Here is a 13,928-nt window from a genome sequence, read left to right on the forward strand (position 1 = left end):
GCCATGCGAAGCTTCGACGCGCTCACTTTCGATCTCGACGGCACGCTGGTCGAGACCAATGGGGAAATCGCCGATGCGGTGAACCGCACACTGGTTGATTTCGGTGTGCCGGTTCGCTCGCTGGAGGAAATCACCGCGCTGATCGGCAACGGTCTGCACGAGCTGATGATCAAGCTGCGCGAACGCTTGGTGCGTGAGCGCCCTGAGCTTGCTGAGACGATGCGCGTCGAAGACGTGCTGGCGCGTCTGGACGGGCACTACGCCCAGACCGTCGGCACCACCGGCCAGCCGTACCCCGGCTGCGTCGATGCCTTGACCCGGTTGCGTGCGGCCGGCGTCAAGCTGGCTTGTGTGACCAACAAGGAAGGGCGCTACGCCGAACGTGTCTTGCAAGCCGCAGGCATCGACGCGTGGTTTGACCTGCTGATCGCGGGTGACACCTTGGCGCACAAGAAGCCGCACGCCTCGGTGCTGCGCTACGCCTCTGAGACCTTGGGTGTGCCGGTCGAACGCATGATCCACGTGGGTGATTCACGCACCGATGTGGACGCGGCGCGCAACGCTGGCGTCTTGGCGTGGACGGTGCCTTACGGCTACAACGCGGGCGAACCTGTCGCGCTTTGCAACCCGGATCGCATGTTTGAGCGCCTCGACGAGGTAGCGGACGTGGTTCTGGCGGCCTGAGCTACCAAGCTCCTTGTCCCCGAGTTCCCTCTTTTCTCTTTCGAATTTTTCGGTATCCGATCATGAAAATTCTTCGTCTCCAGGAATTGGTCGAACAAGGCCAAGTGGCCGGCAAGCGTGTGTTCATCCGCGCCGACCTGAACGTGCCCCAAGACGCTGCGGGCAACATCACTGAAGACACGCGTATCCGTGCTTCGATCCCCTGCATCGAACTGGCCCTCAAGGCGGGTGCGGCTGTGATGGTGACTTCGCACTTGGGTCGTCCGACCGAAGGTGAATTCAAGCCCGCTGATTCGCTGGCCCCCGTGGCCAAGCGCATGGGCGAGCTGATGGGTCGTGAGATCCCCGTGGTCGCCAATTGGACCGACGGCGTGGAAGTCGCTGCCGGTCAGCTGGTGATGCTGGAAAACTGCCGCGTCAACAAGGGCGAGAAGAAGAACAACGAAGAACTGTCGAAGAAGATGGCCGCTTTGTGCGACATCTTCGTCCACGACGCCTTTGGTACCTCGCACCGCGCTGAAGCTTCGACCTACGGCATCGCCCAGTTCGCCCCCATCGCTTGCGCCGGCCCGCTTCTGGCGGCTGAAATCGACGCGATCTCCAAGGCTTTGGCCAACCCGAAGCGTCCGCTGGTCGCCATCGTGGCGGGCTCCAAAGTCTCGACCAAGCTGACCATCCTCAAGGCCTTGTCGGCCAATGTGGACGGCCTGATCGTCGGTGGCGGCATCGCCAACACGTTCATGCTGGCAGCGGGCCTGAAGATCGGCAAGTCGCTGGCTGAAGCCGATTTGATCGGTGAAGCCAAGGCCGTGATCGAAGCCATGAAGGCGCGCGGTGCTGCCGTGCCGATTCCCGTGGATGTGGTGACGGCCAAGCGCTTTGCGCCCGACGCTGAAGCCATCGTCAAGGACGCCACCGATGTGGCCGACGACGATCTGATCTTGGACATCGGCCCCAAAACGGCGGCCATCTTGGCGGCTCAGTTGAAGGCTGCTGGCACCATCGTCTGGAACGGCCCCGTGGGCGTGTTCGAGTTCGACGCCTTTGCCAACGGCACTGAAACCGTCGCTCGTGCGGTCGCCGAAAGCTCGGCCTTCAGCATCGCTGGCGGGGGTGACACCTTGGCGGCGATTGCCAAGTACGGCATCGAAAAAGACGTTGGCTACATCTCGACGGGCGGCGGCGCTTTCTTGGAAGTGCTCGAAGGCAAGACCTTGCCCGCTTTTGAGATCCTGACCAAGCGCGCTGCTGGTTGATCTGGATCTGTTGATCTGATCTTTTTGACCCTTTTCTATCGTCCCGAGGAGACATCTCATGGCCCTGATTTCCCTGCGTCAACTGCTCGACCACGCCGCTGAAAACGACTACGGCGTGCCGGCGTTCAACGTCAACAACCTCGAACAAATCCACGCCATCATGCAAGCCGCTCAGGCGACCATGAGCCCGGTGATCCTGCAAGCTTCGGCGGGTGCTCGCAAGTACGCTGGCGAAGCCTACCTGCGTCACATGGTGCTGGCCGCCATCGAAAGCCACCCGGACATCCCCGTGGTGCTGCACCAAGATCACGGCGCTTCGGCTCCGGTGTGCGTGCAAGCCATCCGCTCGGGTTTCTCCAGCGTGATGATGGACGGCTCGCTGATGGAAGACGCCAAGACCCCGGCGACCTACGAATACAACGTGGCCGTGACCGCTGACGTCTGCCGTATCGCTCACGCTGTGGGCGTGTCGGTCGAAGGCGAACTCGGCTGCCTGGGTTCGCTCGAAACCGGCGAAGCGGGTGAAGAAGACGGCGTCGGTGCTGTCGGCAAGCTCAGCCACGACCAGATGCTGACCAACCCCGAAGAAGCCAAGGATTTCGTCGCCAAGACCGGCGTCGATGCCCTGGCTATCGCCATCGGTACCAGCCACGGCGCTTACAAGTTCACCCGTCAGCCCACCGGCGACATCTTGGCCATCGACCGCATCGCTGCGATCCACGCTGCGGTGCCCAACACCCACTTGGTGATGCACGGCTCCAGCAGCGTGCCGCAAGAGTGGCTGGCCATCATTCGCCAGTACGGCGGTGATCTGAAGGAAACCTATGGCGTGCCGGTTGAAGAAATCGTGCGCGGCATCAAGAACGGCGTGCGCAAGGTCAACATCGACACCGACATCCGTTTGGCCATGACCGGCGCGATGCGTCAAGTCTTTGCCCAACAGCCGAGCGAGTTCGATCCGCGCAAGGCCCTGCAAGCCGCCACCAAGGCCGCTCGCGGCATCGTTGAAGCGCGCTTCAAAGCGTTCGGTTGCGAAGGTCAAGCGGCCAAGCTCAAGCCGATCGCGCTCGACGACATGGTCAAGAAGTACCGTTGAGATAAGGACGCCTCATGACGCTGCGCGCTCTTCTTTGGGATGTGGACGGCACACTCGCCGAAACCGAGCGTGACGGTCACCGCGCAGCGTTCAACATGGCGTTCAAGGAGTTCAGCTTGTCGTGGCGTTGGGATGTCGAAGCCTACGGCCAGCTGCTCCATATCACCGGCGGGCGCGAGCGCATGCTGCATGATTTCGAGACCCGCCCCGAGGCCCCTCGGGAACAGGTCGAGCGCGAGCGCTTGGCGCTGGCGCTGCATCGGCGCAAGAACGAGCTCTACGCACAGTTGGTGCATCAAGGCGGTATCCAAGCCCGCCCAGGCGTCAAGCGCCTGATCGAACAAGCCCATCAGCAAGGCCTGCGCCAAGCCATCGCCACCACCACCAGCCGCAGCAATGTCAACGCGCTGCTGCGCGGTATGTTGGGCGAGGATTGGCAGCACTACTTTGCGGGTGTGGTCTGCGGCGAAGATGTCGAGCACAAAAAGCCCGATCCCGAGGTCTATCTGCGCGCTTTGGCCGATGTGGGCGTTGAGCCCCACGAAGCCTTGGCGATGGAAGACTCGGCTCCGGGCCTCAAAGCGGCCCGTGCGGCTGGGGTGCCGGCGCTCATCACGCGCAGCATCTACTTTGCCAACAGCGATTTCACGGGTGCTTTGGCCGTGATGGACGACCTTGATCAAGGCGACGCTCAGACGCCCGGCCCCGTGAGCCTGCAAGCGCTGATCGCGCGTTACGCGGCGTCCACCGCCGCCGCAGGTTGAATCTTCTTGAACCTTGCCATCAAGGCCGTGCCACGGTCGATGGGCTAAGCGTCGCTAGAGTTCACGACATCGTTTCTCCCTTGGAGTCCTGTCGTGAGCAAGAAGATCGTTATCGTTTTCCACAGTGGCTACGGCCACACCGCTCGTATCGCTCAAGCCGTCGCTGAAGGCAGTGGCGGCGCGTTGTTGGCCATCAACGCTGAAGGCAACTTGCCCGAAGGCGGCTGGGAGCAGCTCGCTGCGGCTGATGCCATCGTCTTCGGCTCGCCCACCTACATGGGCGGCCCTTCGTGGCAGTTCAAAAAGTTTGCCGATGCGTCGTCCAAGCCCTGGTTCACCCAAGTCTGGAAGAACAAGCTCGCCGCCGGTTTTACCAACTCGGCCACGATGAACGGCGACAAGCTCTCGACCCTGCATTACCTCTTCACGCTCAGCCAGCAGCACAGCATGCTCTGGATCGGCACCGGCATGATGCCGAGCAACAGCAAGGCGGCGGTGCGCGACGACCTCAACTTTGTCGGCTCCTTCAGCGGTCTGATGACGGTCTCGCCCTCGGATGCCAGCGTGGACGAGATCCCTGCGGGTGATTTGGCCACCGCCCGGGCTTTTGGCCAACGCATCCATGAAGGTTTGGCTCTTCTGGTTTGACGTCGAGGCCCTTCACGGGGGATGATGCCGACCGATTTCAACCCGAAACCGCTCAACCCTTGATGTCTGGAGTTCTCCCGTGAAATTGAAAGCCCCGTTGTTTCTCGTTGCCGCGTTTGCCTTTGCGGGTGCCGCCTTGGCGGCGGACGCTGCGCCCGCCGGTGCGCCCGTGGTGCCAGTGGCTGCTGCGTCGGCCCCCGCCGCTGTGGTAGCCGCTTCAGCCGCTGTGGCTGGATCGCCCAAGGTCACCACCCCCAGCGGCTTGATCTTTCAATCGTTGAAAGACGGCACAGGTGCCAGCCCAGCGGCCACCGATGTGGTCAAGGTGCATTACCGGGGCACTTTTCAAGACGGGCGCGAGTTTGATAGCTCGTACAAGCGCGGCCAGCCGGCCGAGTTCCCGCTCAACCGTGTCATCAAGTGTTGGACCGAAGGCGTGCAGCGTATGAAGGTGGGCGGCAAGGCCAAGCTGACCTGCCCCCCCAGCATCGCCTACGGGGCAGCAGGCGCGGGTGGCGGTGTCATTCCGCCCAACGCCACCCTTGATTTCGAGGTCGAATTGCTCGACATCCGCCGCTAACTCGGAGAGCGTTTAGCTCACGGTTTTTTCGTACTGCAACAGCCCCGGGGCCGGCCAGCCGGCCTCGGTGCAGACTTGCACGATGGCCAGATTGGTATCGCACCAAACTTGCCAGTAGTGCTGATTGGCGGTGTAGGGCCGCACGGCGATCAACGGGCCTTCGGCCTTCAGGTCGATCAGCATCACATCGGCCTCACGGGCGATGTTCGGGATCTTGGCCACAGCGGCCTTCAGGCGCTCCATCGCATCCAGCGGATCGACGCCCCCCGCCAGTTGGGCCAGACGGTCCACGCGGCGATAGGGCAGAGCGTTGAAGTTCTGGATCGTGTCGCCAAAGATCTTGTTGTTACCGACCAAGGTCAGCACGTTGTCCGGCGTGATGATGGTGGTGCCAAACAAGCCCAGTTCCTTCACGGTGCCGGTGATGCCGCCGATGGCGACGAAATCCCCGACCTTGAAGGGCCGCAGCACCAGCATGAAAGCGCCAGCGGCAAAGTTACCCAGCAAGCCGCTCCAAGCCGCACCGATGGCCACACCGGCACCGGCGATCAGTGCCGCGAACGAGGTGGTCTGGATGCCGAAGTAGCCCAGAATGCCCAGCACCAAGGCGATGTTGAGCGCTACGGTAACGATCGAGCCCAAGTACTTGGTCAGGGTTGGATCGACGTGGTTGCGGCTCATGCCCGCGTGAACCAAGTCACTGACCCGAGCAATGAGCCAGCGGCCGATGACCCAAAACGCCAAGGCGGCGACGATCTTGATGAGCAGATTGATCAGCGTGTCGCCGAGAAAATGCTGAATGGTTGAAAAGTCCATGGGGAGTGCGCTTTCAGTCAAAGTGACAGGAACGCCACAGTAGCTTTGAAAATAGGGGATGACAAGAAAGAATTTATGGCTATAATGTCGGTCTCTTGGCGCTTTAGCTCAGCCGGTTAGAGCGACGGAATCATAATCCGCAGGTCCGGGGTTCGAATCCCTGAAGCGCCACCAAAATGTATCGGCCCGAGACTCAACCTCTCGGGCCGTTGTGCTTTGACAAGCACTCTCGCAGCCCCTGGATTGAAACCATGCCCCGCTGTGTTGCCCATCTCGCTGGTTGGACGCTCTTCCTGGCCCTCCTTCACGCCCCTGTGCATGCCCAAGATCTGGTGCAGCGCAGCTTCCCGGAGCAGTCCCTGCGCGGTGAGTTACAAGTCGTGCAGCCGCCCGATATTTTGATCAACGCCAACCCCGCCCGGCTCTCGCCCGGTGCCCGTATCCACGGCTTGCAAAACATGCTTGTCATGAGTGGCGCGCTGGTGGGGCAAAAGATCACCGTGAACTACAGCGTCGATGCTTTGGGCCAAATCAGCGAAGTGTGGTTGCTGCGCCCTGATGAGCTTCAGCGCCCTTGGCCCTGAGTCGGTTTTCGCTTCTTTTTTCTCCCTCCCGATGACTGCTACCACCGCTTCTAAGAAGGTGTTCATCCGCACGTTTGGCTGCCAGATGAACGAATACGACTCGGACAAGATGGCCGATCTCATGGCCGCTACCGAGGGCTACACCCCGACCAACAACCCCGAAGAGGCCGATCTGATCCTCTTCAACACCTGCTCGGTGCGCGAGAAAGCGCAAGAGAAGGTCTTCTCAGACCTTGGGCGCATCAAGCACCTCAAAGCCAAGGGCGTGATGATCGGTGTGGGCGGCTGCGTGGCCAGCCAAGAAGGGGCGGCGATCATCGACCGTGCGCCCTACGTCGATGTGGTTTTCGGCCCCCAAACCCTGCACCGCCTGCCGCAAATGCTGGAGCGTCGCCGCCAGCTCGGGCGTCCGCAGGTGGACATCAGCTTCCCTGAGATCGAAAAGTTCGACCACTTGCCCCCGGCACGGGTCGAGGGCGGCAGCGCCTACGTCTCCATCATGGAAGGCTGCTCAAAGTACTGCTCGTACTGCGTGGTGCCCTACACCCGTGGCGAGGAAGTCAGCCGGCCGTTTGAAGACGTGCTGACCGAAGTGGCCGGGTTGGCCGACCAAGGTGTGTTGGAAGTGACCCTGCTGGGCCAGAACGTCAACGCCTACCGGGGCCGCATGGGTGACACGTCGGACATCGCCGATTTCGCCATGCTGCTCGAATACGTCGCCGAGATTCCCGGCATCGAGCGCATCCGCTACACCACCAGCCACCCCAACGAATTCACCCAGCGGCTGATCGACGTCTACGCCAAGATCCCCAAGCTGGTGAACCATCTGCACTTGCCGGTGCAGCACGGCTCGGACCGCATTCTCTCGGCCATGAAGCGTGGCTACACCGCGCTCGAATACAAAAGCACCGTGCGCAAGCTGCGCGCCGTGCGCCCCGACATCAGCATCGCCAGCGACTTCATCGTCGGCTTTCCCGGCGAGACCGAAGACGACTTCGCCAAGATGATGAAGCTCATCGAAGACGTCGGCTTCGACGCCTCGTTCAGCTTCGTCTTCAGCCCGCGCCCCGGCACCCCGGCGGCGGCCCTGCACGACGACACCCCGCACGAACGCAAGATCGAGCGCCTGCAAATGCTGCAAGCCGCCATCGAAGCCAACCTCTTCGCCATCAGCCAACAACGCGTCGGCACCGTCCAGCGCGTCTTGGTCGAAGGCCCGAGCCGCAAAGACCCGACCGAACTGATGGGTCGCACCGACTGCAACCGCATCGTCAACTTCCCCGCCGGCCCTCACGCCGCCCGCCTGATCAACAAGATGATCGACCTGCGCATCACCCAAGCCATGCCGCACTCGCTGCGTGGCGAGGTGGTGGTGCGCTAAGGCATCGCACTCGAAATCCCCCCGGCCCCTCTCCCGCTGTAGCGGGCGAGGGGAGCACCTTTTGACCCGTTCGCCCTGAGCTTGTCGAAGGGCCTGATGCCACCACGTGGGCTGGGCTTCGACAAGCTCAGCCCGAACGGTTAAGGGTGGCTCACCCCGCCGGTGGCACCAGAAAACTCCCCGGGGCTTGGCGTAGGCGTTGGCGGAGGGCGGCGTAGAGGCGGCCTCGGTCTTGGAGGAGGAGGCCGCGTGAGCGCAGGGCGACTCGGAAGGCGAGGGTGAAGCTGACGAGCAGGTTCAGGGCGCCGGTGAAGGGAATCGCGGCCATGCACCACCAGAATTCGGGGGCGTAGAGCAGCTCAGTGCCCATGGCACCGAGGGCGGCGGCGAGTTGGCCGGTGGAGAGGGTGACGTGGCGTACTTCGATCGGCAGGCCGAAGAAAGTGCCCAGCACCGGCACCACGCCCAGCAGCAGGCCGAGCGAGACGTTGGCCGCCAGGCCCGAGATGTTGTCGCGCCACCAGCGTGACCAGCGCTGCGCCCGCGAGGCCCCCAGCACGGCCACGAAGCGCGGGTTCCAGGCGATGGCGCTGTCGAGCCGGTGCCAGACAAACCAGTTCTCGACCCAGCCGGCAATCAGGCTGGAGATAAACAGCAGCACCCCGGTGAAGGCGGCAAAGATCAGCGTTGGCCCCAAGAGCGTCAGGCTGTGCAGCACGTGTTCGGCGTCGTGGATGCTCACCAGCGGCGCGTTCAGCAGCCAGCGCGCCAGCAGCTGCACCCCCAGCACCACCGGGGCGACCATCATCAGGTTGCCGACGATGCCGGCGATTTGGCTGCGGATGAGGTGGGTCACTTCGTCGATAAAGCCTTCCACCGCCGGGTCGGGGTGGGGCGGTGGCCCGGTTGCAGCGGCGCGTTCTTGACTGAGTTCGCCCAGCTTGGCAGCCATGGCGGGTGCGGTCATGGCGGGCTGCTTGGTGGCGACCGTCCAGTGCAGCAGGTGGATCAGCACAAAGCTGCCGGCGTAGTTCATGCCGGCCCAAAAGCCGGCCCAGAAGGCCGGCAGGCCCAGCGCCAGCACGAAAAACTTCATAAACGTGGTGCCAGCAATCACCACCCCGCCGCCGGCTGCGCTGCGCAGCATGGCGGCGTACTCGGCCCGGGTGCGGGTGATGTAGTGCTCGCCGCTGGCGGCGCTGCGCTCGGCGATCTTGCGTGCCAGCAAGGCGTAGTGCTCGCTCAATGGCGCGCGCAGGCTGCGGCGGCGCTGGGCCACTTCGACCAAGTCGGCCACCAAGTTGAGCAAAGCGCGCTCGGGCTTTTTGGCCAGCACGGCGTCCATCAAGGCTTCGATGCGCAGGGTGCGCTGGCGCAGTTGCTCCAGCTCGAACATCAGATCGACCGAGATGCCGTAGGCCTCCAGGTGGCCGTGGACGCTGGCTGCGGCTTCGCGGCAATCGGCCAGCAGATCGTCGAGCCAACGGCGCGAGTCCTCGGCCGCGTCCCAGTCGCCCGCCTCCAGATCCTCGACCAACGCTTCGCTGGCGCGCACCAGCTCCTCAAAGGGCCGCTCGGCCAGCAGCACGCTATCCATGCGCCGGCGCAGCGTGGGCAAAAAAGCAGCCGCCCGGATAGCGCTGACCAAGTAGGTGATGGCCTCAAAGAAGGGCTGATGCCAGTCGGGGTCGTGGAACAGCCGGGCCAAGCGCTGCAAGGTCGGGTCGTCGATGGCGCGCAGCCATTCGGCGTCGGCCCCGTCGCTGAAGAACAGGCTGAAAAGCTGCGCCAAGTCGGTGCTGTCGGGCGTGTCGGGCAGCACCATCATGCGCAGCCGCTCCATCAAGTCGCCCCACAACTCGCGCCGGGCGCTGAAACCCAGATCGGCAAACAGCGCCGCGACCTCGGTTTCACGCACCAAGCGTTGCAACAACGCCGCCACCGGCGCGCGGTAGCTGGGGTTGCGCTCCAGCACGTTGAGGAAGTGGCGCAACCGCAGCACCCCCACGGGGGTGACGGTGTCGGGCATGCTGTTGTCGTGGCGCAGCCACTCCATCAGCCGCACCAGCCACAAATGCCGCTCAGCGCGCGGCGCATGCGGGTCCACCGCATTGAGCAATGCGGTCAAGTCCCAGGTGCTGCCGCGCGATAACGATAACCAGCGGTGCTGCTGCAAGGCCATCGAGGGGTTCTTTCAGGGGTATGGCGGCGTTACTGAAACGCCACTTCCGCAAAGCCGCGCAATTTGCGGCTGTGCAGTTGATCGAGGCGCTGGCGGCGCAGGATGTCCAGCGCCCGCATGCCGATGCGCAGGTGCTGATCGACGCGCTCGCGGTAGAAGTGGTTGGCCATGCCGGGCAGTTTGATCTCGCCGTGCAAGGGCTTGTCGGAGACGCACAGCAAGGTGCCGTAGGGCACGCGGAAGCGGAAACCGTTGGCGGCGATGGTGGCGGACTCCATGTCCAGCGCAATGGCGCGGCTTTGGCTGAAGCGGCGCTCGGGCACGCGGTTGGGCAGCAGCTCCCAGTTGCGGTTGTCGGTCGAGGCCACCGTGCCGGTGCGCATGATTCTCTTCAGATCAAAGCCGCTGAGCTGCGTGACCTCGGCCACCGCTTCTTCAAGGGCCAGTTGCACCTCGGCCAAGGGTGGGATCGGTACCCACAGCGGCAGGTCTTCGTCGAGCACATGGTCTTCGCGCACATAGCCGTGCGCCAGCACGTAGTCGCCCAATTGCTGCGTGTTGCGCAGCCCGGCGCAGTGGCCCAGCATCAACCAAGCGTGCGGGCGCAGCACAGCGATGTGGTCGGTGATGGTCTTGGCGTTGGCCGGCCCCACGCCGATGTTGACCATGGTGATGCCCGAGCGGTCCGGGCGCACCAAGTGATAGGCCGGCATCTGCGGCAGGCGGGGCGGGGCCGCGCCCAGCGTGTCACCCGCTTCGGCGGGCAGCCCTTGGCGGCGGGTCACGACGTTGCCGGGTTCGATGAACGCGGTGTAGCCATTGCCATTGCTGCCATCGTTGCCCTCGCTGTGGTCTTGCTGGGCCATGGCGTCATGACCCAGCTTGATGAACTCGTCGATGTAGAACTGGTAATTGGTAAAGAGGACGAAGTTCTGAAAGTGCTCGGGGGCGGTGCCGGTGTAGTGGCGCAGGCGGTGCAGCGAGTAATCGACCCGGGGCGCGGTAAAGAGCGCCAAGGGCAGCGGCTCACCATGGGCGGGCTCGAAGGTGCCGTTGGCGATGCCGTCGTCCATCGCGCCCAAGTCGGGCAGATCGAAGAGATCGCGCATCTGCATGCGCCGCTCTTGGCTCATCGAGCCTTCGATGTGGTCGTGCTCGGCAAACGAAAAGTGAATTGGAATCGGCTGGCGCGACAAACCGACTTCGAGCGCCATGCCGTGGTTGTCCAGCAGCAGGCGGAATTGCTCGCGGTAGTAGCTGTCGTACAGATCGGGCCGGGTCAGGGTGGTTTCATAGCTGCCAGGGCCAGCGACAAAACCGTAGGCCAGACGCGAATCGGGCCGCGCCACGCTGCGGGTGCGGATGCGCACATAGGGGTAGCAAGCGCGTACCCGTTGAGCGGGCAAGGCTCCGCCGACAAACTCCTTCAGGCTTTGGCGCAGGTGGGCGATGCCGCTGTCATAAACGGCGTGGACATGCGCCACGGCAGCGTCGGCGTCGTTGAAGCTTTGGGCGGAGATCAGCGTCATGGTTTAGGCCACTTTCCAGTTCAGGGTGGCACCGCCTTCCAGCGGCTTGAGTTGGGCGTCGCCAAAGGCCACGCTCTCGGGCAAGGTCCAGGCCTCGCGCTTCAAGGTGAGTGTGTCGCTGTTGCGCGCCAAGCCGTAAAAATCAGCGCCGAAGAAGCTGGCAAAGCCTTCGAGCTGGTCCAAGGCCCCCGCGTTCTCAAAGGCTTGGGCGTACAGCTCCATGGCGCTCAAGGCGGTGTAGCAGCCGGCGCAAGCGGCGGCGTGCTCTTTGAGGTGCGCGGCGTGCGGCGCGCTATCCGTGCCGAGGAAGAACTTGGGCGATCCAGAGGTCGCAGCTTGAACCAACGCAGTGCGATGCACTTCGCGCTTCAAGACCGGCAAGCAGTAGTAGTGCGGTCGCAAGCCCCCGGTGAAGATCGCGTTGCGGTTGTAGAGCAGGTGATGCGCGGTGATGGTGGCAGCGGTAAAGGCGTCGGCCTGTGCGACGTACTGGGCGGCGTCTTGGGTGGTGATGTGCTCAAACACCACCTTCAGCTCAGGCAAGTCGCGGCGCAGCGGGCGCATCACTTGGTCGATGAACACCGCCTCGCGGTCGAAGATATCCACGCTTGGGTCGGTCACTTCACCGTGTACCAAAAGCGGCAAGCCAGCGCGCTGCATGGCTTCGAGCGTGGCGTAGGTCTTGCGGATGTCGGTCACGCCGGCATCGCTGTTGGTGGTTGCGCCGGCGGGGTAGAGCTTCAAGGCGACCACGCCGGCTGCTTTGGCGCGCGCAATTTCCGCAGGCGGCGTGTTGTCGGTCAGGTAGAGCGTCATCAGCGGCGTGAACGCCACGCCAGCGGGCACGCAAGCCTTGATGCGCTCACCGTAGGCCACGGCCTGCGCGGCGCTGGTCACGGGTGGGCGCAGGTTGGGCATGATGATCGCCCGACCAAACTGGCGCGCCGTGTGCGGCACCACGGTGGCCATGGCGGCACCGTCGCGCACGTGCAAGTGCCAGTCGTCCGGGCGGGTCAGGGTGAGCGAGGTAGGGGTGGAGTGCTGTGCTGCGTTCATGGGGCGTGATCGTCGCAGAAAAAAAGGCGCTCAACCTCGCGGTTGTGCGCCTTGAAGGGGTAGGAACTTGGTTTAACCCACCGCGAGCTGAGCGCTTTCAGGCAACAAGATCTTGTCGTCAACGCTGAACTGGTAGTCCTTGAAGACGTGTTCGGCACTGAGGAGCTGGTAGCTGCCGTCGGCTTGGCGCAGGGTGGTGTCTTTGAGACGGTTGGTGAGGTGGCCGCAGGTCCAGATGTCGAAGTTGCGCATGTGCGTACACAGGCAAGTCTTGTCCATCACCACCACGCGCTTGGCATCCGGATGGGCCGCGACTTCGCGGTTCCAAGCCGTGATGTAGGCGCACTTGCCGTTGGCGTCGAGCAAGTAGCCGTAGGCCTCGCAGTTCGGGCGGATGCCGTCACCGATGCCGGGGCTCGACTTGATCATGCGCATCGGGTAGCCGGTGGGCGAGATCTGGTTGACTTCGATGTCGTCTTGCTCGGCCTTGAAGTATTCCTGCTTGACGTCGTTGGGCAGGCCGCATTCCTTGGTCACGGTGAAGCGCGTCGCCACCTGCACCCCTGCGCCGCCCATCTCCATGAAACGCACGGCGTCGCTGCCGGTAAAGATACCGCCAGCCGGCAAGACGGGAATGTCGAGCTGTTCAGCCGTCATCCACGCCATGATCTCGGTGACGATGGTGGCCAAGTCGTATTGCGCCCAGTCCATGCCGAAGCCCAAGTGGCCGCCAGCCAGCGGGCCTTCAACCACGATGTAGTCGGGCAAGCGATTCAGGCGAGCGTTCTTCTTCAGGAACAACTGCAAAGCGCGCAAGGAGGACACGATGATGCCGAGCTTGGCATCCCGGAAACGCGGGTGATCTTCGAGCAGCGCAAAGCTGCCCAAGTGCAGCCCAGCGGCCAGCGTGATGCCATCGATGCCGGCCGTCAGTGCGGCTTCCATGCGCACTTTCAAGGTTTCCTTGGGCGCGTTCATGGTTAGCTTTTCCATGCAATTGATGAACACCAAACCGCTGCCTTGCTTGCGGGTCATGGTGCTTTCAACGTGCAGGCGCGTGGCCTCGGCCAAGTGACCAAGGTTGAACTTGACGTCCGACTTGTTTTCGTTGTCCGCGTTGTACTTGTACAAGGCCTGCTTGGCCTTGACGTACTTGGTCTTGTAGCGCCGGTCAGTGACCGTCTTGATCATGGCGTCGGAGATGTGGCCCACACCTCCTAGACGCGCGGCTTCCAGCGCCAGATCGGCGGAGGAAATATCCACGCCCATGCCACCAATCATGATGGGCACCAATTCATGGTCGCCCATGCGCATGCGGAAGTCATCCAAACGTTTCATCGTCAACTTTCTTG

Annotated in this window: 13 protein-coding genes and 1 tRNA gene; 9 read left to right on the forward strand and 5 right to left on the reverse strand. The window is 63.1% G+C overall.

Going from position 1 to position 13,928, the window contains the following annotated elements; translation table 11 throughout:
* The first annotated feature begins 3 nt into the window (after positions 1 to 3).
* The 6 genes from gph to AC3VI7_RS05910 all read left to right on the forward strand — a co-directional run bounded on the left by gph (position 4) and on the right by AC3VI7_RS05910 (position 5,028).
* The gene (gene gph / locus AC3VI7_RS05885; RefSeq protein WP_489668046.1) at positions 4 to 684 is read left to right on the forward strand and encodes a phosphoglycolate phosphatase; all 681 of its coding nucleotides are present in this window, start codon (positions 4 to 6) and stop codon (positions 682 to 684) included.
* 62 nt (positions 685 to 746) lie between these two features.
* The gene (locus AC3VI7_RS05890) at positions 747 to 1,940 is read left to right on the forward strand and encodes a phosphoglycerate kinase (protein WP_489668045.1); all 1,194 of its coding nucleotides are present in this window, start codon (positions 747 to 749) and stop codon (positions 1,938 to 1,940) included.
* A 58-nt stretch (positions 1,941 to 1,998) separates the two neighbouring features.
* Positions 1,999 to 3,036, forward strand: a complete 1,038-nt coding sequence (gene fba / locus AC3VI7_RS05895) for a class II fructose-bisphosphate aldolase (protein WP_489668044.1) — start codon at positions 1,999 to 2,001, stop codon at positions 3,034 to 3,036.
* A 14-nt stretch (positions 3,037 to 3,050) separates the two neighbouring features.
* Entirely contained in the window at positions 3,051 to 3,800 is a 750-nt protein-coding gene (locus AC3VI7_RS05900) for an HAD-IA family hydrolase (protein WP_489668043.1), read from the forward strand.
* 93 nt (positions 3,801 to 3,893) lie between these two features.
* Positions 3,894 to 4,448: a flavodoxin family protein gene (locus tag AC3VI7_RS05905; protein ID WP_489668042.1), complete on the forward strand. Its 555-nt coding sequence runs from the start codon at positions 3,894 to 3,896 to the stop codon at positions 4,446 to 4,448.
* Between the two features lie 172 nt (positions 4,449 to 4,620).
* Positions 4,621 to 5,028, forward strand: coding sequence for an FKBP-type peptidyl-prolyl cis-trans isomerase (locus tag AC3VI7_RS05910; protein WP_489668118.1), 408 nt, complete (start codon positions 4,621 to 4,623; stop codon positions 5,026 to 5,028).
* A gap of 12 nt (positions 5,029 to 5,040) precedes the next feature.
* Here AC3VI7_RS05910 and AC3VI7_RS05915 read toward each other — a convergent pair whose 3' ends face one another.
* The gene (locus tag AC3VI7_RS05915; protein ID WP_489668041.1) at positions 5,041 to 5,844 is read right to left on the reverse strand and encodes a mechanosensitive ion channel family protein; all 804 of its coding nucleotides are present in this window, start codon (positions 5,842 to 5,844) and stop codon (positions 5,041 to 5,043) included.
* Positions 5,845 to 5,941: 97 nt separating this feature from the next.
* Here AC3VI7_RS05915 and AC3VI7_RS05920 point away from each other — a divergent pair.
* The 3 genes from AC3VI7_RS05920 to miaB all read left to right on the forward strand — a co-directional run bounded on the left by AC3VI7_RS05920 (position 5,942) and on the right by miaB (position 7,809).
* Positions 5,942 to 6,018, forward strand: a tRNA-Met gene (locus AC3VI7_RS05920).
* A gap of 77 nt (positions 6,019 to 6,095) precedes the next feature.
* Complete coding sequence (locus tag AC3VI7_RS05925) at positions 6,096 to 6,428, forward strand: hypothetical protein (RefSeq protein WP_489668040.1); 333 nt, start codon at positions 6,096 to 6,098, stop codon at positions 6,426 to 6,428.
* A gap of 31 nt (positions 6,429 to 6,459) precedes the next feature.
* Positions 6,460 to 7,809 (forward strand): tRNA (N6-isopentenyl adenosine(37)-C2)-methylthiotransferase MiaB, encoded by a 1,350-nt coding sequence (miaB, locus tag AC3VI7_RS05930; RefSeq protein ID WP_489668039.1) that lies wholly within the window; start codon positions 6,460 to 6,462, stop codon positions 7,807 to 7,809.
* Between the two features lie 151 nt (positions 7,810 to 7,960).
* Here miaB and AC3VI7_RS05935 read toward each other — a convergent pair whose 3' ends face one another.
* From AC3VI7_RS05935 to AC3VI7_RS05950, 4 genes are all read right to left on the reverse strand, one after another.
* Positions 7,961 to 9,991 carry a site-specific recombinase gene (locus AC3VI7_RS05935; RefSeq protein ID WP_489668038.1) on the reverse strand — a complete coding sequence of 677 codons (2,031 nt, stop codon included), beginning with the start codon at positions 9,989 to 9,991 and terminating at the stop codon, positions 7,961 to 7,963.
* Positions 9,992 to 10,020: 29 nt separating this feature from the next.
* Positions 10,021 to 11,520: an AMP nucleosidase gene (locus AC3VI7_RS05940; RefSeq protein ID WP_489668037.1), complete on the reverse strand. Its 1,500-nt coding sequence runs from the start codon at positions 11,518 to 11,520 to the stop codon at positions 10,021 to 10,023.
* Between the two features lie 3 nt (positions 11,521 to 11,523).
* A complete protein-coding gene (pyrC, locus tag AC3VI7_RS05945) occupies positions 11,524 to 12,576 on the reverse strand; it encodes a dihydroorotase (RefSeq protein WP_489668036.1) in 1,053 nt (350 codons plus the stop codon).
* 72 nt (positions 12,577 to 12,648) lie between these two features.
* On the reverse strand, positions 12,649 to 13,914 hold the full coding sequence (locus tag AC3VI7_RS05950; RefSeq protein ID WP_489668035.1) for a nitronate monooxygenase: 1,266 nt from the start codon (positions 13,912 to 13,914) through the stop codon (positions 12,649 to 12,651).
* Between the last annotated feature and the right edge of the window lie 14 nt (positions 13,915 to 13,928).

Source organism: Leptothrix toolikensis (SeqCode) (assembly GCF_057922285.1).

Coding starts and splice junctions, on each gene's coding strand:
- gph (WP_489668046.1), top strand. CDS start 4: ATGCGAAGCTTCGACGCGCTCACTTTCGATCTCGACGGCACGCTGGTC.
- AC3VI7_RS05900 (WP_489668043.1), top strand. CDS start 3,051: ATGACGCTGCGCGCTCTTCTTTGGGATGTGGACGGCACACTCGCCGAA.
- AC3VI7_RS05890 (WP_489668045.1), top strand. CDS start 747: ATGAAAATTCTTCGTCTCCAGGAATTGGTCGAACAAGGCCAAGTGGCC.
- AC3VI7_RS05925 (WP_489668040.1), top strand. CDS start 6,096: ATGCCCCGCTGTGTTGCCCATCTCGCTGGTTGGACGCTCTTCCTGGCC.
- fba (WP_489668044.1), top strand. CDS start 1,999: ATGGCCCTGATTTCCCTGCGTCAACTGCTCGACCACGCCGCTGAAAAC.
- AC3VI7_RS05940 (WP_489668037.1), bottom strand. CDS start 11,520: ATGACGCTGATCTCCGCCCAAAGCTTCAACGACGCCGACGCTGCCGTG.
- pyrC (WP_489668036.1), bottom strand. CDS start 12,576: ATGAACGCAGCACAGCACTCCACCCCTACCTCGCTCACCCTGACCCGC.
- miaB (WP_489668039.1), top strand. CDS start 6,460: ATGACTGCTACCACCGCTTCTAAGAAGGTGTTCATCCGCACGTTTGGC.
- AC3VI7_RS05950 (WP_489668035.1), bottom strand. CDS start 13,914: ATGAAACGTTTGGATGACTTCCGCATGCGCATGGGCGACCATGAATTG.
- AC3VI7_RS05915 (WP_489668041.1), bottom strand. CDS start 5,844: ATGGACTTTTCAACCATTCAGCATTTTCTCGGCGACACGCTGATCAAT.
- AC3VI7_RS05935 (WP_489668038.1), bottom strand. CDS start 9,991: ATGGCCTTGCAGCAGCACCGCTGGTTATCGTTATCGCGCGGCAGCACC.